21 protein-coding genes and 2 tRNA genes are annotated in these 20,015 nt (G+C 57.2%); 14 read left to right on the forward strand and 9 right to left on the reverse strand.

Features of this window, described 5'->3' with window-relative positions:
- Position 1: 1 nt before the first annotated feature.
- Positions 2 to 1,600, reverse strand: coding sequence for an ABC transporter substrate-binding protein (locus N2M06_RS05485; RefSeq protein WP_346351859.1), 1,599 nt, complete (start codon positions 1,598 to 1,600; stop codon positions 2 to 4).
- Between the two features lie 2 nt (positions 1,601 to 1,602).
- Positions 1,603 to 2,595 carry a phage shock protein operon transcriptional activator gene (gene pspF, locus N2M06_RS05490; RefSeq protein WP_346351860.1) on the reverse strand — a complete coding sequence of 331 codons (993 nt, stop codon included), beginning with the start codon at positions 2,593 to 2,595 and terminating at the stop codon, positions 1,603 to 1,605.
- 290 nt (positions 2,596 to 2,885) lie between these two features.
- Here pspF and pspA point away from each other — a divergent pair, with 290 nt between their 5' ends.
- Genes pspA through N2M06_RS05520 form a run of 6 tightly spaced genes read left to right on the forward strand, consistent with a single transcriptional unit; the run spans position 2,886 to position 7,263 of the window.
- On the forward strand, positions 2,886 to 3,551 hold the full coding sequence (pspA, locus tag N2M06_RS05495) for a phage shock protein PspA (RefSeq protein WP_346351861.1): 666 nt from the start codon (positions 2,886 to 2,888) through the stop codon (positions 3,549 to 3,551).
- Positions 3,551 to 3,784 (forward strand): envelope stress response membrane protein PspB, encoded by a 234-nt coding sequence (gene pspB / locus N2M06_RS05500; protein ID WP_019934152.1) that lies wholly within the window; start codon positions 3,551 to 3,553, stop codon positions 3,782 to 3,784. Before pspA ends, pspB begins: the two co-directional genes overlap by 1 nt.
- Positions 3,769 to 4,164 (forward strand): envelope stress response membrane protein PspC, encoded by a 396-nt coding sequence (gene pspC, locus N2M06_RS05505; RefSeq protein ID WP_317074789.1) that lies wholly within the window; start codon positions 3,769 to 3,771, stop codon positions 4,162 to 4,164. The genes pspB and pspC overlap by 16 nt, the downstream gene beginning before the upstream one ends.
- Complete coding sequence (locus N2M06_RS05510) at positions 4,161 to 5,564, forward strand: YcjX family protein (RefSeq protein WP_346351862.1); 1,404 nt, start codon at positions 4,161 to 4,163, stop codon at positions 5,562 to 5,564. The genes pspC and N2M06_RS05510 overlap by 4 nt, the downstream gene beginning before the upstream one ends.
- On the forward strand, positions 5,561 to 6,568 hold the full coding sequence (locus N2M06_RS05515; RefSeq protein ID WP_346351863.1) for a TIGR01620 family protein: 1,008 nt from the start codon (positions 5,561 to 5,563) through the stop codon (positions 6,566 to 6,568). Before N2M06_RS05510 ends, N2M06_RS05515 begins: the two co-directional genes overlap by 4 nt.
- Before the next feature lie 53 nt (positions 6,569 to 6,621).
- Positions 6,622 to 7,263 carry a tellurite resistance TerB family protein gene (locus tag N2M06_RS05520; protein WP_026344717.1) on the forward strand — a complete coding sequence of 214 codons (642 nt, stop codon included), beginning with the start codon at positions 6,622 to 6,624 and terminating at the stop codon, positions 7,261 to 7,263.
- Here the strand turns inward: N2M06_RS05520 and N2M06_RS05525 are convergent.
- Together N2M06_RS05525 and N2M06_RS05530 are read right to left on the reverse strand one after the other, a co-directional pair.
- Positions 7,256 to 7,331, reverse strand: a tRNA-His gene (locus N2M06_RS05525). The genes N2M06_RS05520 and N2M06_RS05525 overlap by 8 nt on opposite strands.
- A gap of 7 nt (positions 7,332 to 7,338) precedes the next feature.
- Positions 7,339 to 7,415: transfer RNA gene (locus tag N2M06_RS05530), tRNA-Arg, on the reverse strand.
- Between the two features lie 147 nt (positions 7,416 to 7,562).
- Here N2M06_RS05530 and folD point away from each other — a divergent pair.
- Together folD and N2M06_RS05540 are read left to right on the forward strand one after the other, a co-directional pair.
- Positions 7,563 to 8,420 (forward strand): bifunctional methylenetetrahydrofolate dehydrogenase/methenyltetrahydrofolate cyclohydrolase FolD, encoded by an 858-nt coding sequence (gene folD, locus N2M06_RS05535; RefSeq protein ID WP_317074785.1) that lies wholly within the window; start codon positions 7,563 to 7,565, stop codon positions 8,418 to 8,420.
- Positions 8,421 to 8,435: 15 nt separating this feature from the next.
- Positions 8,436 to 9,263: an ion transporter gene (locus N2M06_RS05540; protein ID WP_317074784.1), complete on the forward strand. Its 828-nt coding sequence runs from the start codon at positions 8,436 to 8,438 to the stop codon at positions 9,261 to 9,263.
- Positions 9,264 to 9,322: 59 nt separating this feature from the next.
- On the opposite strand, the gene N2M06_RS05545 is transcribed toward N2M06_RS05540, so the two are convergent.
- The 3 genes from N2M06_RS05545 to cysS form a co-directional block, all read right to left on the reverse strand.
- Positions 9,323 to 9,667, reverse strand: a complete 345-nt coding sequence (locus N2M06_RS05545; protein WP_346351864.1) for a hypothetical protein — start codon at positions 9,665 to 9,667, stop codon at positions 9,323 to 9,325.
- A gap of 228 nt (positions 9,668 to 9,895) precedes the next feature.
- Positions 9,896 to 10,180, reverse strand: coding sequence for a hypothetical protein (locus N2M06_RS05550; protein ID WP_019934145.1), 285 nt, complete (start codon positions 10,178 to 10,180; stop codon positions 9,896 to 9,898).
- A gap of 78 nt (positions 10,181 to 10,258) precedes the next feature.
- The gene (gene cysS / locus N2M06_RS05555) at positions 10,259 to 11,638 is read right to left on the reverse strand and encodes a cysteine--tRNA ligase (protein WP_346351865.1); all 1,380 of its coding nucleotides are present in this window, start codon (positions 11,636 to 11,638) and stop codon (positions 10,259 to 10,261) included.
- Positions 11,639 to 11,793: 155 nt separating this feature from the next.
- Here cysS and N2M06_RS05560 point away from each other — a divergent pair, with 155 nt between their 5' ends.
- The 6 genes from N2M06_RS05560 to N2M06_RS05585 all read left to right on the forward strand — a co-directional run bounded on the left by N2M06_RS05560 (position 11,794) and on the right by N2M06_RS05585 (position 17,560).
- Entirely contained in the window at positions 11,794 to 12,291 is a 498-nt protein-coding gene (locus N2M06_RS05560; RefSeq protein ID WP_346351866.1) for a peptidylprolyl isomerase, read from the forward strand.
- 67 nt (positions 12,292 to 12,358) lie between these two features.
- Positions 12,359 to 13,087 (forward strand): UDP-2,3-diacylglucosamine diphosphatase, encoded by a 729-nt coding sequence (gene lpxH / locus N2M06_RS05565; RefSeq protein ID WP_346351867.1) that lies wholly within the window; start codon positions 12,359 to 12,361, stop codon positions 13,085 to 13,087.
- The gene (locus N2M06_RS05570) at positions 13,084 to 14,109 is read left to right on the forward strand and encodes a PDDEXK nuclease domain-containing protein (protein WP_346351868.1); all 1,026 of its coding nucleotides are present in this window, start codon (positions 13,084 to 13,086) and stop codon (positions 14,107 to 14,109) included. The genes lpxH and N2M06_RS05570 overlap by 4 nt, the downstream gene beginning before the upstream one ends.
- 9 nt (positions 14,110 to 14,118) lie before the next feature.
- Positions 14,119 to 14,487 (forward strand): diacylglycerol kinase, encoded by a 369-nt coding sequence (locus N2M06_RS05575; protein ID WP_317074774.1) that lies wholly within the window; start codon positions 14,119 to 14,121, stop codon positions 14,485 to 14,487.
- 200 nt (positions 14,488 to 14,687) lie between these two features.
- The gene (locus N2M06_RS05580) at positions 14,688 to 15,899 is read left to right on the forward strand and encodes a M24 family metallopeptidase (protein WP_019934137.1); all 1,212 of its coding nucleotides are present in this window, start codon (positions 14,688 to 14,690) and stop codon (positions 15,897 to 15,899) included.
- Between the two features lie 197 nt (positions 15,900 to 16,096).
- Positions 16,097 to 17,560 carry a sodium:solute symporter family protein gene (locus tag N2M06_RS05585; protein ID WP_346351869.1) on the forward strand — a complete coding sequence of 488 codons (1,464 nt, stop codon included), beginning with the start codon at positions 16,097 to 16,099 and terminating at the stop codon, positions 17,558 to 17,560.
- A gap of 30 nt (positions 17,561 to 17,590) precedes the next feature.
- On the opposite strand, the gene N2M06_RS05590 is transcribed toward N2M06_RS05585, so the two are convergent.
- Positions 17,591 to 18,448 carry a LysR family transcriptional regulator gene (locus N2M06_RS05590; protein WP_346351870.1) on the reverse strand — a complete coding sequence of 286 codons (858 nt, stop codon included), beginning with the start codon at positions 18,446 to 18,448 and terminating at the stop codon, positions 17,591 to 17,593.
- Between the two features lie 111 nt (positions 18,449 to 18,559).
- Complete coding sequence (locus N2M06_RS05595; protein ID WP_346351871.1) at positions 18,560 to 19,927, reverse strand: DEAD/DEAH box helicase; 1,368 nt, start codon at positions 19,925 to 19,927, stop codon at positions 18,560 to 18,562.
- Between the last annotated feature and the right edge of the window lie 88 nt (positions 19,928 to 20,015).

Genomic DNA, 20,015 nt, shown 5'->3' on the forward strand with positions numbered 1-20,015 from the left:
GCTACTCCTTGTATGCCCGGTAAAGCACCACGCCGCCATAGGGCTGCAGTTGCAGGCCTTTTACATTGTGCCGGTGAGCCTGCAGCTTGAGGGTGTGATTAAGGGGAATAAGCGGCATATCCTGATACACAATTTCCTGAGCGTTGTGATAAAAGCCGATGCGCTGGCTTAAGGTGGGGGCAGTAAGCGCGGCCGACAACTGATGTTCAAACAGCGGGTTACACCAGCGGCTGGCATTGGTGCCACCGGCAATGGCCTGACAGCTGAGCAGGTTATGCAGCATATTGTCGGGATCCGGGTTATCCGCCGACCAGCCGGTGAGCACCGCATCCTGCTCACCGGTCTGCAGCTCCCGGCGCAAAATTTGCTCTTCCAGGTTTTGCAGCCGCACGGTAATGCCCAGCTCCCCCAGCCGGCGCTGAATAAGCTGGCCGGTTTTCAGGCCGTCGGGGTTATAGCTGCGACTGCCGGCCGGCACCAGCAGCGTCATGGTAAAGCCGTTTTGCAGGCCTGCCTGTTCCAGCAGCCAGCGGGCGCGCTCTGCATCGGGCAGAGGCATTAAAATATTGGGATCATAACCCCAGGATACCGGTGGCAGCACCGACTCGGCCTGAGAGCCGATACCAAAATATACCGCCTGCAAAATATCATCGCGCGACAGCGCCAGGGCCAGCGCCTTACGCACCCGCACATCATTAAAGGGGGCTTTTTGGGTGTTCAGCGCCAGCACAGACACATTCATACCGGTGGCCTGATCCAGCACCAACTCTTTGTGCTGCTTAATCACTGATATCTGACTGGCCCCCGGATGCGCCATCACATCGCACTCGCCGGTAAGCAGCTTGGCCAGCCGTTTGGACGATTTGGGTGTGATATCAAACACCAGCTGATTCAGCGCCACATTGCCCCGCCAGTAGCCTGAATGGCGGTAATAACGAATAAAGTCGTCGATGCGGTACTGGGCCAGATAAAAAGGCCCTGTGCCCACGGGCTTCTGATCTATCAGCTCGGGCGTGCCGGCTTCAAGCAGCTGAGCGGCATATTCTGCCGACAAAATTACGCCATAGTCGGTAGCCAGACTGGTAATAAAAGAGGCATTGGGCCGGCTCAGCACAAATTCAACTTGCCGCGGGCCAAGGGCCCGCACGTCGGTGACCAGTTCACTCAGGCCTATGCTGTCGAAAAACGGGTAATGGCCGCCGCTGAGGCTGTGAAAAGGATGATTGTTATTGATCAGCCGCTGATAGCTGAACACTACATCGTCGGCATTCAGTGGCCGCGTGGGGGTGAACCAGCGCGTGGTGTGAAACTGAACCCCCGGGCGCAGGGTAAAGCGATAGTGCAGGCCGTCTTCGCTTCGTTCCCAGTGAGTGGCCAGGGCCGGCATGGGTTGCAGGTTGTCGGGGTTGATATCAAGCAGGCGGTCGTAAAGCTGATGAGCGGTGGCATCCAGAGTCTGAGTGGACGCGGCCAGTTGCGGGTTAAAGGTAAAAGGCGCACCTTCTGCACAGTAAAGCAGGCTTTCCTTTACCAGTTGTTGGTCACTGTCATCACATCCTGCCAGCAGCAGGGCAATCAGCCAGCATAGCCAGTAACGCATGTTCAGTCCTTTTGTGAGGCCGTTGTGACCACGGCATGTTTGCGCAGCAAACCACGCAACTGATGATAACTCAGCCCCAGCAGACTGGCGGCTTCTCGCTGATGATAACGGGCCTGCTTCAGCGCCTCTTCCACCAGGCTGCGCTCTTCGGTGGCCAGGTGCGCTTTTAAATCCAGCGGCCACCGGCGTGCCGGAGCGGGATCCGGTTCTGGTTCAGCCTTTGGCTGCCAGGGCGAGGCAAAGGGATCCAGGCATAATTGCTCCAGCGGCTGTTCAGGCTGGCGCTGGCGACACAGGCTGCGCTCTACCGCGCTTTTCAGCTCGCGCACATTGCCCGGCCAGTGATATTCCAGCAGCTGGCGGCGGGCAAGGGGGCCAAAGCCGGCAAACAGGCTGTGGCCCAGCTCGGCGCACCATGTTACCGCAAAGTGCTCGGCCAGATGCAGCAGATCCCCATCACGGGCCCGCAGGGGCGGCAATGTAATCACATCAAAGGCCAGTCTATCAAGCAGATCGGCCCGGAACTCGCCTTTTTTGACCAGAGCGGGCAAGTCCTGATTGGTGGCGCACAGTAAACGCACATTGACCCGCACCGGCTGGTTGCCGCCCACCCGTTCAAATTCGCCGTATTCAATGACTCTGAGCAGCTTTTCCTGCACGCGAGGACTGGTGGTGGCCAGCTCATCCAAAAACAGGGTGCCGCCGTCGGCCCGCTCAAAGCGGCCCACATGGCGCTTTTGTGCGCCGGTAAAGGCACCGGCCTCATGGCCGAACAGCTCGGTTTCCAGCAGGCTTTCTGCCAGGGTGGCGCAGTTGATGGACACAAAGGGCTGCTGCCAGCGGGCAGAGAGATAATGCAGCCGGTGCGCCACCAGCTCCTTGCCGGTGCCGCGCTCGCCCACCACCAGCACAGGCCGGTTTAACGGTGCCAGCCGGGAAACTTCATCCAGTACCTCCAGCAGGGCGTTGGACTGACCAATCAGTTCGTTATTCATATTTTTACTGCCTTTATGCCTTTATGCAGTCATTCCGGTGAAGGCCGGAATGACTGCCCACTGTAGGCCCCAATTTATTGGGGCAAGCCAAAAGCCGGATCTGCAGAGGCCACTTAATATACACGCGGCGAAATTTGCCAAATAATAGCCTTTTTAACCATTTTCTGCCAGGCGTCACATTTGTGTGGAAAGTAATTTATGTTTAAAAACAGAGTGTTACTCTCGTTTTGATGGCTGGCACGGAACTTGATAGGTAAAGTCTGTTATCAATACTCCACAGGAGACAGGCAATGAGCATCTTTTCAAGAATGGCCGATATTATTAATGCCAACCTCAACTCGCTGCTCGACAAGGCAGAAGACCCGGAAAAAATGGTGCGGCTGATCATTCAGGAGATGGAAGACGAGCTGGTACGCGAGCGCTCCAGCCTGGCCCGCATGCTGGCCGAGAAAAAGGACTTGCAGCGCCAGATTGAGTGCCATCGCGAGCGGGTGGAGGAGTGGCAGGGCAAGGCCGAGCTGGCGCTGACCAAGCAGCGGGAAGATCTGGCCCGGGCCGCGCTGCTGGAAAAGAAAAAGCAGAGCGAGCTGCTCACCGCTCTGGAGCAGGAATGCGGCCTGGTGGAAGAAAGCATGGCCAAACTGACCGATGCCATCAGCCGGCTGGAAGCCAAACTGGGTGATGCCCGTGCGCGCCAGCAGGCCATGCAGCTGCGCCAGCAAAGTGCCCAAAGCCGCATTAATGTGCAAGAGCGGGTGCGTCGCAGCGAAAACTCGGAAGCCATCGACAAATTTAATCGCATGGAGCGCAAAATTGACGAGCTGGAAGCCCGCGCCGACCTTTATAGTCAGAGCAAGGGGCTGGAGCAGGAGTTTGCCGAGCTGGAAGTGGACGACACCATCAGCAAGGAGCTGGAACGGCTCAAGGCGAAAATGAATAACACCAAGGAGCAGTGATGAGCGAACTGGCCTGGGCCCTGGTGGCCCCGTTAAATATCTTTTTGTTTCTGGTGGTGCCGGTGTGGCTGGTGCTGCACTATCGCAGCAAGCGCCGGCTCGATGAAGGGTTGGACGACAATGCCCGTCAGCGCCTCGACAAGGCGCTGCAACAGTCCGAACAGCTGGCCGAGCGGGTAGAAACCCTGGAGCGGTTGCTGGATCAGGAGGTGCCCGAATGGCGTCGACGTTAATTAATCTGTACCGCGACAAACGCAACGGCAAGCTGGGAGGCGTGTGCGCCGGCATTGCCCGCCGGCTGGAAGTGGAACCCTGGCTGATTCGCGTGCTGGCCATTACCGGTTTGCTGTTTACCAGCTTTATGACACTGGTACTTTATATTGCCGCCTGGCTGCTGCTGGATGATATGCCTCATGAGCAGCAGCCCGATACCGGCAGAGAGCATGTCAAATCCGCCGGCTGGCGCTCGGGGCTGGCCCCCCAGGAGGCGCTGACCCGGCTGGAGCAGCGGCTGGAGCGGCTGAATGGCCGGGTGGCCACCATGGAGCGGTTAATTACTTCCGGTGAGTTTCGTCTGCGACGACAATTTAACGACTTGCGCGAGGATAAATGAGCAATACAGCTCTGCGCCAGTGGCGCAACAAGGCGGAGTCCTGGGTGCAGCGGGGGCTGGACAAGCGCCTGCGGCTTGCCGTGACCGGGCTCAGCCGCAGTGGTAAAACCGCTTTTATTACCAGCCTGGTAAATCAGCTTGAGCACGCCGGGCTGGACGCCCGGCTGCCGCACTGGCCGCCGGCGGCAGAGGGACGGGTGCTGGGCAGCCAGCGGGTGCCGGGCCGGCATCATCATGTGCCGGCCTTTGGTTATGAGGCAGCGCTTGGCCAGCTGGCGCAAACGCCGCCGGTGTGGCCCGAGCCCACCCGCGGCATCAGTGAAATGACCCTGGCCATTCGTTATTGCCCCAGAAACCGGATTAAACGCCGGCTGCAGGATACCGCTACCCTGTATCTTGAGCTGGTGGATTACCCCGGTGAATGGCTGCTTGATTTGCCCTTGCTGTCCATGAACTACGCTCAATGGAGCGCCCAGCAGCGTGCGCTGCTGCAAACGCCGGCGCTGGCCGGGCTGGCACAAGGCTGGCTGAGTGCCGGCGAAGCCATTGCCCCCGACAGCCCCGCCGATGACGCCGTACTGGGCCCGCTGGCGGCGGCTTACACTCAGTGGCTGCACGACATCAAGCGCGAATGCGGAGCCTATCTGGTGCAGCCCGGCCGCTTTATTCTGCCCGGTGAATATCAGGGTGCGCCCATGCTGCAGTTTGTGCCCTGGGTGTGGGGTGAGGTGCCGGCAGGGCTGAACGAGCAGCACCATTACGGCATGATGGAAACCCGTTTTGAGCATTATAAAAAACATCTGGTAGCCGGCTTTTACCGGGATCATTTTGCCGGCTTTGATCGCCAGATAGTACTGGTGGACTGCCTGAGTGCCCTGAACCACGGCCCCGACAGCTTTGCCGATCTGAGCCGGGCGATAAACGCCATTGTGCAGAGCTTTGATTACGGCAAAACCGGCTGGTGGCGGCGGCTGTTTGCGCCGCGCATCGACAAGCTGCTGTTTGCCGCCACCAAGGCGGATCATCTCACGCCGGATCAGCATGGCCGTTTAACCCGGTTGCTGGCCACACTGGTGCGCGGCGGCCACCGTCATGCCCGCTTGTCCGGCATCGATATAGAAACCCTGGCGCTGGCCTCGATCAAGGCCACCACTAGCGGAGAAGTAAGCCATAACGGTGAGGCCATTCCCGCCCTGCAGGGCCACCGGCTGGATAACGGCGAGCCGGTGACCCTGTATCCGGGCGAGGTGCCAGACACTGTGCCCGACGCAGCCTTTTGGCAACACCAGGGCTTTGACTTTACCGGTTTTGCGCCGCCGCCCTGGCAGCCGGAGCAACCGCTGCCTCATTTGCGCCTGGATCGGGCGCTGGCCTTTTTACTGGGAGACAAACTCACGTGAGCCTGAAGAGCAAAGTGATCCTTGACCAGCCCCTGAATACCAACCAAAGCGAGCCGCTGCGGGGCAGCCAGACACTTAACGATGACGATTTTCTGGAAGCCGATGCGCCACTCGAGGGCCCGGCCGTGGTGCTGCAACCCAAACGCCGGCACCGGCTGTGGTGGACTGCGGTCAGTCTGATCATCACTCTGCTGCTGGTGCATTCGGGCATTTCTTTGTGGCAGACCTGGCAGGAAAGCCAGTGGCTGGGGGCGGCCTGGAGTGTGGCACTCTTGCTGCTGGCGCTGGCCGCCGGTGGCAGTCTGTGGCGCGAGCTGGTGCGGGTGCGCCAGCTGGAGCGGGTATCACAACAACGGTTGCAGGCCGAGCAGTTGTTAAGCACAGACGGCCATGGTCAGGCCAAGGGTTTCTGTGAACAGCTGGCCCGGGCCAGCGGCCTGGAGCACAGCGATGCCTTTGCCAAATGGCAGGCAGGGCTGACCGGTGACGAGCAGAACAACGAAGTGCTGAGCCTTTACAGCCGGCAGGTGCTGGCCACACAGGACCGGCAGGCCAGAGCCAGGGTACTGAAGTGGTCCGGTGAGGCGGCGGTGATGGTGGCGGCCAGCCCCCTGGCAGCGGTAGACATGTTACTGGTGCTGTGGCGCAACCTGAAAATGATTGAAGACATTACTCAGTGCTACGGCATTCGCCTGGGCGCACTGAGCCGGCTGCGGCTGCTGAAAAGCGTGCTGCATCATATGCTCTATGTAGGCGTATCGGAAGCAGCCATGGACGCCGGCATGGACTTGCTGGGGCTGGAGCTGGCCGGCCGGCTATCGGCCCGGGCCGGGCAGGGCGTGGGGGCCGGCTTGCTGACCGCCCGCCTTGGCCTGCAAACCATGGACCTGTGCCGTCCTGTGCCCTGGCAGGGGGACGAGAAAAAACAGCTGGGCGGCATACGCCGGGCGCTGGTGGATAAGGTGGCTAAATTGCTGAGTCGCAGTGATAAACACGGGGAATAGGGACTGGGGATTAGTCACGTCCCAACATGTCAGCAAAAAACAGGAGAAGCGTAATGGATGCAGAAAAACTGATGAAAAAGTTTCTGGGCGGCTCGTCCGGCTTTGGCAAAGGGGCAGCCACCGGTGGCATTCTCGGGGCCGTGCTGGGCAGTAAAAAGGGCCGTAAAATGGCCGGCAGTGGCATTAAATATGCCGGTCTGGCGGCAGCGGGCGTGATGGCCTGGAAAGCCTACCAGAGCTGGCAGCAGGGCAAACAGCCCGAGCAGGCGGCACCGGTGCAGCGGGAGGATTTTCAGCGAGTGGATCCGCGCTTTTCACCCACGGCCCCGGCCGCCGGCGGTGAGCCGTTTCAGTTGTCGCTGATGCGCGCCATGATAGGGGCAGCCAAGGCCGATGGTCATGTGGATGCCACCGAGCAGCAACGGATTTTTGAGCAGGTAGAGCAACTGGGGTTGGCTGCCGATGAAAAGGCACTGGTGTTCGATATGCTCTCGGCAGAGATCAGCATTAATGACATTGTCGCTTCGGCAAAAGGGCCTGAGCAGGCGGCAGAGCTGTATCTGGCATCACGGCTGGTGATGGATCCCGATGAAGCATCGGAGCGGGTATGGCTGGAAGCGCTGGCGCACAGGTTGCAGTTACCGGGTGATTTGGTGGCACATCTGGAGCAGCAGGCAAAACAGGAACTGGGGTGACCGACGGGGCTCGAACCCGCGACAACCGGAATCACAATCCGGGACTCTACCAACTGAGCTACGGTCACCGCAAAATGGCGCGCCCTGCAGGACTCGAACCTGCGACCATCCGCTTAGAAGGCGGATGCTCTATCCAGCTGAGCTAAGGGCGCATGTTGTCTGCATGGCAGGCAACGGGGCGGCATAATACCGGCTTGAGACCCCATGGTCAACGGCTTTATCGCACTGGGGGTTGCTTATCAAACCCCTGAAAAAATGCGACAATTGCCGCAGGTTTATAAAGGTGAGAAATAACGCAGATGTCAGCTCAAATAATCGATGGAAAAGCGATTGCACAGGCGGTGCGCAATCAGGTGGCCGAGCGCGTGGCTGCCCGTAAAAGCGCCGGAAAACGGGCCCCGGGCCTGGCAGTAATATTGGTGGGAGCCAACCCTGCCTCTCAGGTATATGTGGGCAGCAAACGCCGTGCCTGTGAAGAAGTGGGCTTTATCTCCAAGTCGTACGACTTGCCCAGCGAAACCACAGAGCAGCAATTGCTTGAGCTGATTGACGAGCTGAATGAAGACTCGGCCATAGACGGCATTCTGGTACAACTGCCGTTGCCGGCACACATTGATTCTACGCTGGTGGTGGAGCGGATTCATCCGCACAAGGATGTAGACGGCTTTCACCCCTACAACGTAGGCCGTCTGGCCCAGCGCATTCCGGCCCTGCGCCCCTGCACGCCCAAGGGCATCATGACCCTGATTGAGCGCAGCCACATTAAAACCCACGGCCTGAATGCCGTTGTGGTGGGGGCATCCAATATAGTAGGTCGCCCCATGACCCTGGAGCTGCTGCTGGCGGGCTGCACTACCACTACCTGTCATCGTTTTACCGACGATCTGCAGGCTCAGGTTTCCCGGGCCGATCTGCTGGTGGTGGCCGTGGGCAAGCCCAACTTCATTCCCGGCGACTGGATCAAGCCCGGTGCCGTTGTGATTGATGTGGGTATTAACCGGCTGGAAGACGGCCGCTTGGTGGGCGATGTGGAATATGCCGTGGCGGCCGAGCGCGCCGGCTACATCACTCCTGTGCCCGGTGGTGTGGGCCCGATGACGGTAGCGTCACTGATTGAAAATACTCTCATCGCCTGCGAGCGCTATCACGACAATTAATGCAGGAGTGCCTGAATGAAATGGTTGAACAAGGATGTTCTTTATACCGTTATTTTTGGCACTGAAACTCCCGCCGGGCGACGCTTTGATCTCGCTCTGATCCTGGCCATATTGCTGTCCATGGTGGTGCTGTTGCTGGATTCCATCGGCAGCATACGGGCGCAATATGGCCCTGTGCTTTATTGGCTGGAATGGGCCTTTACCCTGCTGTTTACGCTGGAATTTGTGCTGAGGGTTTATTGCGCCCAGAGCCGGCTGGGATATTTGCGCAGCTTCTACGGCATTATCGACCTGTTGGCGGTGTTGCCTACCTATCTTGCCATTTTAATGCCCGGTGCCAGCTTTTTGCTGATGGTGCGTCTGCTCAGGGTTCTCAGAGTATTTCGCGTGCTCAAGTTGCTGCGTTATGTGGATGAAGCCAATTTGCTGCTGCGTTCGTTGAATCAGAGCCGGCGCAAGATACTGGTATTTTTCAGCACTCTGTTTATTCTGGTGACTCTGTTCGGCTCGCTGCTCTATGTGGTGGAAGGGCCGGAGAATGGCTTTACCAGCATTCCCACCAGCATCTACTGGGCTATTGTCACCATTACCACGGTCGGCTTTGGCGACATTACGCCGCAAACCTGGCTGGGCCGCGGCATCGCTGCCGTAACCATGCTGATGGGCTACGCCATTATCGCCGTGCCTACCGGTATTATTACCGCCGAGCTTGGCCGGGAAATGCGCAAGGAGTACTCACGCCGGCACTGCCCGCAGTGCGATCGCAGTGGCCATGAGCGGGATGCGAAGTTCTGCAATCATTGCGGGGCCGAGCTGGAGCCGCAGAGTGTCAGTGAAGCATGAAAGTGAATATAAAAAAGGGAGCCATGGGCTCCCTTTTGGTTTTCGATGCAGCGTTGTGCTTACTGCTCGCTGTCTTCCATCAGTTCATTTACTTTGCGCTCGGCTTCGTCAGCGGCGTTGCTCAGGGCGTCACCGGCAGCGTCGGCCTGTTCTTCAGCGGCAGCAGCGGCGTTGTCCAGGGTTTCATCCGCAGACTCACCCAGCTCTTCCAGTGTGCCTTGTTCTTCCATACCCAGGGCTTCCTGAGCGTCGTCAGCGGTTTGCTCGGCCTGCTCCTGAACCTGCTCTACGGCATTATCCACTTTTTCGCCGGCTTGCTCGGCGGGGCCCTGGTTATCACAGGCGGCAAGGCCAAAGGTGGCAACGGAGGTAAACAGTAAAACATTCAGCAGTGACTTGTTCATATTTTTCTCCCTGTTCTTTTTGCAAGGTGCGGAACATCCGCTTGGTGTTGACATAAACAGTAATAGCTCATGACCGACAACAGCAATAGCCATGCAATTCCATTAATGCTGCCGCTTTCCATTAAAACTCTTTTTAAATCAAAAGTTAACAGGAAAAAGCGAAATAGACTGACGCAATGAAATTAACTACGCCCGTTCATCATATGACGAAGTCTGTCTTTAAGTGAGTTATTTTGGTTCGGCAGTGGCGTCGAGAATGGCGTTGAGCTTATTCTCTGCCTCTTGAGATGCCTGCTCCACAACCTCTTGATGATGTTTTTTCTGCTGCTCAATAACCTCAGGCTCGGGTTGGGCTTCTGCAGGCAGGACAGGAGCTGCCTCGGAATGAAATCCGTTTTCTACCACTTCATCAATATGATCGCCCACATCGGCAGCAGGTCCGGGGCCCTGCGTATCACAACCGGACAGCAGGCCCAAAAACACACCAAATACACACAAGGTTAATTTTTTCATCGCAGACTCCAGTTGTATTTATTAAACCTATAAAGGCACCACATGGGTGCCTTTAAAATTAATTTCAACCGTCAATGGTTATTTTCTGCGCCAGCGGGTGCCTTCCGGGCCGTCTTCCAGCACTATGCCCATGGCGGTGAGCTGGTCCCGGGCGGCATCGGCGGCGGCCCAGTCCTTGCTCTGGCGGGCGTCGAGCCGGGCCTGGATCAGGCGCTCAATCTCGGCCACCTCGTCGTCAGCCCCGCTGTCACCGCGCAAAAAGGCTTCGGGCTCCTGAGCAAGCAGGCCCAGCACACCGGCCAGTTCGCGCAGGCGGCCACCCAGGCCGGCGGCTACTGCGTCGTCCTTGCCTTTCTGGCGGTTGATTTCCCGGGCCAGATCAAACAGTACCGAGTAGGCTTCGGGGGTGTTGAAGTCGTCGTTCATGGCGGCATTAAAGCGGGTAACAAACTCTTCACCACCGGCAGCAGGCGCTTCGGGCAGATCCCTGAGTGCGGTATAGAGCCGTTCCAGGGCGGTGCGCGCCTGCTTCAGGTTTTCGTCCGAGTAGTTGAGCTGGCTGCGGTAGTGGCCCGACAGCAAAAAGTAACGAATGGTCTCGCCGTCGTAATGCTCCAGCACATCACGAATGGTAAAGAAGTTGCCCAGCGACTTAGACATTTTCTCCTGATCCACCATCACCATGCCTGAGTGCATCCAGGTGTTGACGTAGGGGCTGTGATTGGCGCAGCAGCTCTGGGCGATTTCGTTCTCGTGGTGGGGGAACTGCAGATCCGAGCCGCCGCCGTGAATGTCGAAGTGTTTGCCCAGATGCTTGCCGTTCATGGCCGAGCATTCAATGTGCCAGCCCGGACGACCCGGCCCCCAGGGCGACTCCCAGCTCGGCTCGCCGGGCTTGGACTGCTTCCACAGCACAAAGTCGAGGGGATTGCGCTTGGTCTGCTCCACTTCCACCCGGGCACCCGCCTGCAGTTGCTCCAGGTTCTGGCCCGAGAGCTGGCCGTACTCGGCAAAGCTGTTCACTTCAAACAGCACATCGCCGTTGTCGGCCACATAGGCATGACCGTCTTTGATCAGGGTTTCCACCATTTCAATGATTTCAGGAATATGGCCGGTGGCCTTGGGCTCGATATCGGGCCGGGCAATGTTGAGAGCGTCAAAGTCTTTATACATTTCGCCGGTCAGGCGCTCGGTCAGCGCCTGCCAGTCTTCGCCGTTTTCGGCGGCGCGTTTAATGATTTTGTCGTCAATGTCGGTGATATTGCGCACAAAAGTCAGGTCGTAACCGGCATGGCGCAGATAGCGGGTAACCACATCAAAGGCCACAAAGGTACGGCCATGGCCGATATGACAGAGATCGTAAATGGTGACACCACACACATACATGCCGACCTTGCCGGGCACCAGGGGTTTGAATTCTTCTTTTTGACGGGTAAGCGAGTTATATATTTTCAGCATGTTTCAGTGTCTTGGTGGTGGTGAATGGTCAATAAAGTCTGCCGTATTGAACCGTTTATGGCCAGCGGGTGCAAGTGCGGCAGCGTCGGGGGTTCGCTAACGCCGTCGCTTGCGCTAAACTCGGCATCTGAACTTTAACACTCGGAAATATGAACATGGTTACACTGCACACTACCTACGGCGATATTACTCTCACGCTGTTTGCCGACAAGGCACCGGAAACCGTTGCCAACTTTCTGCAATACTGCCGCGATGGTCACTACGACAACACCCTGTTCCACCGGGTGATTGACGGTTTCATGATTCAGGGCGGCGGTTACGGCCCGGGCTTTGAAGAAAAAGAAACCCGCGCGGCCATCAAGAACGAAGCCGACAACGGCCTGACCAACAAGGTAGGCGCCATCGCCATGGCCCGTACCATGGAGCCGCACTCCGCCACTGCTCAGTTCTTTATTAACGTGAACGACAACGATTTTCTGAACTTCAAGTCCGCCACCACTCAGGGCTTTGGCTACTGTGTGTTCGGTGAAGTGAGCGAAGGCATGGACGTGGTGAACAAGATCAAGGGCGTGGCTACCGGCACCCGCGGTTACATGCATCAGGACGTGCCGGTAGATGATGTGCTGATCACCGGCGTGACCGTCAGCGAATAAGTTACCTCGGCGTGTGTTGCAATGCCCGCTACGGCGGGCATTGTTGTGTCTGAATCCGGATTTTTTTATGCCCCATACCCTGTTTATTGCCGATCTGCACTTAAGCCCCGGCCGCCCTGATATTACGGCGGCCTTTCTGGCCTTTATGGAAACGGAAGCATCGAAGGCCGATGCCCTTTATGTGCTGGGGGATCTGTTTGAATTCTGGGTGGGCGACGACGAACCCAGCGAGCTGAACCGGCAAGTGGCGGCGGCGTTCAGGGCCTGCCGTGCTCCTGTGTATTACATTCACGGCAACCGGGACTTTATGATAGGCCGGCGCTTTGCCGCCGAGGCCAACATGACGCTGCTGCCCGAGCACAAGGTAATTGATCTCTACGGCACGCCCACCCTGATTATGCACGGCGACACCCTGTGCATTGATGATGCCGGCTATCAGCGTTATCGCCGTATTACCCGCTGGCGCTGGCTGCAGTGGCTGTTTTTGCGCCTGCCACTGACAAAGCGGCTGGGCATTGCCGACGGCATTCGCGGCAAAAGTGCCGAGTCCAAGCAGGATAAAAGCATCACCATTATGGATGTGAACCAGGGCGAGGTGGAGCGACAAATGCGCAAGGCCGGGGTGCAGCGGCTGATCCACGGTCATACTCACAGACCCGCCATTCACGATCTTGAGCTGAACGGCCGGCCGGCCCGGCGCATTGTGCTGGGCGACTGGTACACTCAGGGCAGCGTGCTGCGAGTAACGCGCGAGTGTGCTGAGCTGCAGAGCCGTGAGCTGGAGGAAAGTAAATGACAGTTCCGTTCCAACCTTTTGAGCAGGATATTATTGCCTTAATCAGTCAGGCCAGGCAACGGGCCGCTGTTGCCGTGAATAGCGAACTTACCTTGCTCTATTGGCATGTGGGCCAGCGTATTAATCAGGAAGTTCTGGAAGGCGAGCGTGCTGAATATGGCAAACAGGTGATCAGCCAACTGGCTGAGCGGCTTACCACACAATTTGGCAGAGGGTGGAGCAAGCAACAACTTCGCCATTGCATGAAGTTTGCCGAAAGCATAAAGGATGCTGAAATTGTCTCTGCACTGCGGAGACAATTGAGCTGGACCAATATTAAGGCATTGATTTATATAGATGATCCCCTGAAGCGTGACTTTTACGCTCAAATGGCCATTACCGAAGGTTGGTCAACCCGCACTTTGGATCAGCGTATTGGCTCCATGTTGTTTGAGCGTACCGCCATTTCAAAGAAGCCAGATGAAACTATCAGGGCTGAGCTGAGCACCTTACGTGGTCAAGGTAAGCTCAACGAAAGCTTGTTATTGAAAGACCCCTATTTACTTGATTTTCTTGATCTGAACGATCGCTATCTGGAAAAAGATCTTGAAGATGCGATTTTAAGAGACATTGAAAACTTTTTGCTGGAAATGGGGGCTGGTTTCACTTTTGTTGCCAGGCAAAAGCGTATTCAGATTGATGAAGATGACTTTTACATTGACCTGCTTTTTTATAACCGCAAATTGAAACGGCTGGTTGCCATCGACTTGAAAACAGAAAAGTTCAAACATGCCCACAAAAGCCAAATGGAGCTTTACCTTCGCTGGCTGCAGAAATACGAGCAGGAAGAAGGTGAGCTGCCACCACTTGGCATTATCCTTTGCAGCAGCAAGAAGCAGGAGCAAATTGAACTATTGGAGCTGGATAAGTCGGGCATTCATGTGGCTGAATATCTCACAGTGTTACCACCGCTTGAAGTACTAAAGCAGAAACTACATCAGGCTACCGAAGTAGCAAGGCTGCGACTGGCTCAGGATTCCTAAGGAAATGATATGAAACCGGGCAAAACCGGATTGACACGGATCATCGCGGCCCTGGGCTATTCCCGCCAGGGGCTGGTGAGTGCTTATAAAAACGAGGCGGCCTTTCGTCAGGAAGTGTGGATTGCGCTGGTGCTGGTGCCCTTTGCCTTCTGGCTGGAGCTGCCGCTGGCTCATACCCTCTGGCTGGTAGCAAGCCTTGCCATGGTGTTGGTGGTGGAGCTGCTCAATTCTGCCATTGAGGCCGTGGTCGACCGCATCGGCCCCGAGCATCACGAGCTGTCCGGCCGGGCCAAGGATACCGCCTCGGCGGCGGTGCTGATCACATTGTTGCTGGCCATATTAGTGTGGATCTTGGTGCTGACTCATCATTTTTTGTGAGGAAGATCGGGTTTAGCGGTATTGGTAGTGGCACACCGGTAAAATTAATAACAAAGCATTAACAAGGTAAATGGCCGGATTTGAACTATTCATTTCTGTTATGGCCGCTTTCTTTCTAGCATCAGGGTCATGCGCTTATCAGCCAGTTTCGGTGCGCAGTTAACCACTCTGTTACCAAGCCAGAAGGAAGGAACCTTATCATGCAGATGCCCAACACCCTGACCATTCCCAACGGTGAAAAAGTCCGCGGCATGTTTTCCGAGGCGGAAATGCGTTCCCGCCAGCAAAAGTTGCGCCAGTACATGGCCGGCAACGATGTAGACGCCGTACTGTTCACCTCTTATCACAACATCAACTATTTCAGTGATTTTGTGTACTGCCGGTTTGGCCGGGACTATGGTCTGGCGGTGACCCAGGACATTCACACCACCATTACCGCTAACATAGACGGCGGTCAGCCTTACCGGCGCAACGCCCTGGGTGACAACCTGGTATATACCGACTGGCAGAAAGACAACTTCTTTCGTGGTGTGCAACAGTTGATTGGCGGTGCCCGCCGGGTGGGGGTGGAATTTGACCACCTGAGCCTGCAGAACCTCGACAAGCTCAAGGCCGCCATGCCGGACGCCGAGTTCGTGGACATTGGCCTGCCCACCATGAAGATGCGCATGATCAAGTCGGCGGAAGAAATTGCGCTTATCAAGCAGGGTGCCCGGGTAGCCGATGTGGGCGGTGCCGCCATTCGTGACGCCATTGGCGTGGGCGTGCCGGAATACGAAGTGGCGCTGGCCGGCACTCAGGCCATGGTGCGCGAAATTGCCCGCACCTTCCCCCATGCCGAGCTGATGGACACCTGGGTGTGGTTCCAGTCAGGCATTAACACAGACGGTGCCCACAACCCGGTGACCAGCCGCAGAATTGAAGCCGGCGACATTCTCAGCCTGAACACCTTCCCCATGATCGGTGGCTACTACACGGCGCTGGAGCGGACCCTGTTCAGCGAGCACGTTTCCGACCGTCATCTGGAGCTGTGGGAAATCAACTGCAAGGTGCACCGTCGCGGGTTAGAGCTGATCAAGGCCGGCAACCGCTGCTGCGACATTGCCGCCGAGCTGAACGAAATCTTTGCCGAGCACGATGTGCTGCAGTACCGCACCTTTGGTTACGGCCACTCTTTTGGCACCCTGAGTCACTACTACGGCCGCGAGGCAGGCCTGGAGCTGCGTGAAGACATTGAAACCGTGCTGGAGCCGGGGCATGTGGTCTCCATGGAGCCGATGATCATGCTGCCGGAAGGCCTGCCCGGTGCCGGTGGCTATCGTGAACACGATATTCTGGTGATCAGTGAAAGCGGAGTAGAGAACATCACTCGTTTCCCCTTCGGCCCCGAACACAACATCATCAAGGGCTGATGAACAGCAGGCTCGCTCGCAAGGGTGGGCCTGCTTTGTTTTAGGAGGTAGAAATTATGTTGATTGAATCCTGGACCATGGAGTGGTTTGCCTTTCTTAACGCCATCATTCTTGCCTGGGCCGCCCTGGCCTATGTCTACCGGGAATATGTGCGCAAGCCCTGCCGCTAATCCGTAAAACATCAAAGGGAATTTGTGATGGAAAACTATTCATTTTTAAACTGGGCCCTGTTGCTGGGCTCATTCGGTGTTTTGATCCTGATCGGCTGGCTGTCCAACCGGGTAGTTAAAGACAGCGATGAAACCGGCTTTCTGGTGGCTGGCCGCAGCCTGGGCCCCTTTGTGGGGGCGGGCACCATAGTGGCCACCGGCTTCAGTGGCTGGGGCTTTATGGGATCGCCCGGCGTGGCCTATGAGTTTGGCTCGGTGGAAGTGCTGGGCAATTTCTTTTTTGCGCCGGCCATGGTGATTGCTGTGCTGTATTTTGCTCACTTTCTGCGCCGGCGCGCCGATGAGCTGGGCAGCTGCACCATTCCGGAATATGTGTCTCAGGTGCATGGCGGCGGCCAGAAACTGGAGCGGCTGGTAAAAGGTGTGGCTGCGGTGATCACCATAGTGCTGCTGCTGGTGTTTCTTACCAGTCAGATCAAGGCGGTAGGGCTGCTGGGGGCGTCCTGGCTGGGCATTACCCTGACCGAAAGCGCATTGCTGATGATCTCGGTGATCATCCTTTACACCATGCTGGGCGGCCTGGCTGCCGTGGCTTGGACCGATACCCTGATGGTGGCGGGCATGGGCATAGGTGCCCTGGTGATGATGGTGCAGATTTTTACCGATATCAGCCTTACCGACATGATAGACAGGCTCAATGCCATTGATCCCGAGCTGCTCAACCCTACCACCTCGGATCCCTACGGCGACAGCAAGGGCTCGGTATTTCTGGTGCTGCCCTACGCCTTTTTGTTTACCGCTGTGCTGCCTTACATGGCGGTGCGTTTTCTGGCATTCAAGCCAAGCGTGAAGATGCACCATGTGGCCATTTGGGTGGCACCCATGGGTTGCTTGCTGAGTCTGGTGCCCATTGTGGGCATGTATGTGCGGGTGGCGCACCCTGAGCTGGCGGAAGCGGATCAGGCCATGCCGGTGTATCTGGCCAAGTTTCTGCATCCGGCGCTGGCGGGCATTATTACCCTGTTTATTCTGTTTGCCATGAAGTCCACCGCCAACTCGCTGCTGCACACCGTATCGAGTGCGGCGTCTCACGATCTGCGCACTGCGCTGTTTCCCGAGAGCAAGGCCTCCGGTGCCCGCATTTTGTGGATAAACCGCATCTGGGTGGCCATTCTGGGCTTGGTGGGCTTTTTAATGATGCTGTATGCACCGCCCTTTATGCTGTCCTGGCTGGGCATTCTCGGCTCCGGCACCCTGCTGGCGGTGATGATAGGCCCAGTGTTTATCTCGTCCTTCTGGCAGGGTAACGGCTATGGTGCCCTGGCGGCCATGTTCACCGGCTTGGTCACCAGCGGCAGCTTTCTGCTGTTTACCGAGGTGGGCTGGGTGGAAGGGCCACTCTATGGCTGTCTGGCGTCGACGGTGATGTATGTGGCGGTGAGTAAAATCACCCAATCCGCTCCTAGCGGGGCCGTGGCCCGCAGCTACTGAGTGGTTTGCAAGGCCGGGGTTATCCCCGGCCTACAAGGCGTTCAGCCCCTGCTTAAGATAATCCAGCAGCATTTGGCCCGCGGGGCTGAGGCTGCTGTTGTTGTAGCAAAAACCAATGGAAACCGTGCCCAGATCTGGGCAGTGAGCAAAACTGGATGAAGCTTCCAGCCCTTCAGGCACAGTGCTTTTAGACAGCACACTAATGCCAAGACCTGCCTTTATGGCCGACTGAATGCCCAGCAAGCTGGACGAGCTGTATACCACCCGCCAGGGCAGGTTGGCTTTGTTCAGTGCATTAATAATGGTACGCCGGTACAAACATCCCTTGGGATACAGAATAAGCGGTAACGGCTGGTCGGCCGACAGCAGCATATTAGTGTTGCGCACCCACACCAGCGGCTCGGTAATGTAGTCGGTCAGCTGAGGCCGCTCGGGCCGGCTTTCCTCTATGGCCATCACCAGATCGTAAGCGCCCTTTTTATAATCATTGAGCAGGGTGGCACTGATATCGCTGCTTACATCCAGGGTGACTCCCGGATACGCCTGCGCAAAGCGCCCCAGGGTGGTGGCCAGAAATGACACCTCAAAATCGTTGGGAATGCCAAGGCGCACAGCGCCGCTCACCCTAGGGGTGCTCAGGCGGGAAATCAGCGTATCGTTCAGCTCCAGCATACGCTGAGCACAGGTCAGTAGCAGCTGGCCTTCTTCGGTCAGTTGCAGGCCCTGACCACGGTTGAACAGTTTTACGCCCAGCAGCTCTTCCAGCCGCTTCATCTGCAGACTGACTGCCGGCTGAGAGCGGCCCAGCCGTTCACCGGCCTGAGTAAAGCCACCCAGCTGATTAATGGTAACAAAGGTGCGCAGCAAATCCGTTGGCAGGTTCTTCATTCGTGAAGGCACGCTATTAACAAAACTAATAATGCAGTTTTTAACATTTATTTAATAAATAAAAAAGGGCCGGTATTCAAAACGAATGCCGGCCCTTGATTTACCTGAACATTATTCCTGCTCGGGTTTTGGCTTCTTGCGCTTGAGCGGCGCTAAGCCGTCGGCGGAGCCCAGGCCCTGACCACCGGTAAATCCGGCCGGACGTTTGGGTGAAGCGGGTTTGGCGGCTGCTCTGGCCGGGCCCTGGCCTTTTTTACCTTTGTAGGGTGCAGGTTTTTTGCCACCTGGCTTGCTCTGAGCCTTGCGCACCGGCCGCAGCCCCTTGAACTTGCCTTGCAGACCTTCAATGTGGCTGAAGCTGATATTCCGCTGCAAAAAGGCCTCTACCCGTTTAAAGGCGTCCCAGTCGCGGGGGCCTACCAGCGAGATGGCAGCGCCGCTGGCTCCGGCCCGGCCGGTGCGGCCGATGCGGTGCACATATTCTTCCGGCTGCTTGGGCATATCGAAGTTAATTACCAGCGATACCTGCAGCAAGTCCAGCCCGCGAGAGGCCACGTCTGTGGTGATCAGCAGCTTGTACTGGCCCTTGGCAAAGGCATCCATAATGCGGTTGCGCTCGGCCTGGCTCATGTCACCGTGCAGCGCCGCCGTGGCCAGCTCCTGTTGTTGCAGGCGTTCGGCCAGACGCTCGGTATCGGCCCGGGTGGCGGTAAAGATAATGGCCTGCTGATAGGCCTCGTTGGCCAGCAGATGGTCCAGCAGTGCCTGCTTGTGATCCAGATGATCGCCCAGCATAAAACGCTGCTCTATGTCTTTGTGTTCTGCATGAGCCTCACCAATGGCCACCCGTTTGGGCGCGTTCAGCAGCTTGGCGGCCATGGCGTTGGTCTCGGCATGGTCCAGGGTGGCGGAAAACATCAGGGTCTGGCGGCGACGATGATCCGCGGCCTGATGAATGCGCTCCAGCTGGGGGGAAAAACCCAGGTCCAGCATGCGATCGGCTTCATCCAGGATCAGCAGCTCCAGGCCGTTCAGCATCAGCGAGCGGGAGTCCAGATGGTTGGCCAGTCGGCCCGGGGTGGCCACAATCACATCGGGCTGGCGGCGCAGGGCTTTTAATTGATCGTTGAAGTTTTCACCGCCCAGCAGCAGGGCAATATTGAAATGGCTGCCGCACAGGGAGCGCAGCTGCACATAGACCTGACGGGCCAGCTCCCGGGTGGGGGCCAGGATCAGCGCGCGCGGATCGCGCTTGCTCAGAGCCCGGCTTTTCATCAGCCGCTGCAGTGCCGGCAGCAAATAGGCCAGGGTTTTGCCCGAGCCGGTTTTGGAAGAGGCCAGCAGATCAAATCCGGCCATTACCACCGGCATGGCCTCTTGCTGAATGTCGGTGGGGTGTTCCAGCCCCTGATGGTCCAGTGCCCGGATCAGTCGAATATCCAGTCCAAAATCACGAAAAGTGTCGTTATGTTGCGCCAAGTAGCTGCTCCGCAAAGTTCGGGAAAAGTTCGGAAAAAGAAGTGTCCGGCAGGCGGCCGGCATGATTGCCGCATATTGTATAAGAAAG

The organism is Oceanimonas sp. AH20CE76, from assembly GCF_039654065.1.
In the GTDB taxonomy this organism is placed as follows: Bacteria; Pseudomonadota; Gammaproteobacteria; order Enterobacterales; family Aeromonadaceae; genus Oceanimonas; species Oceanimonas smirnovii.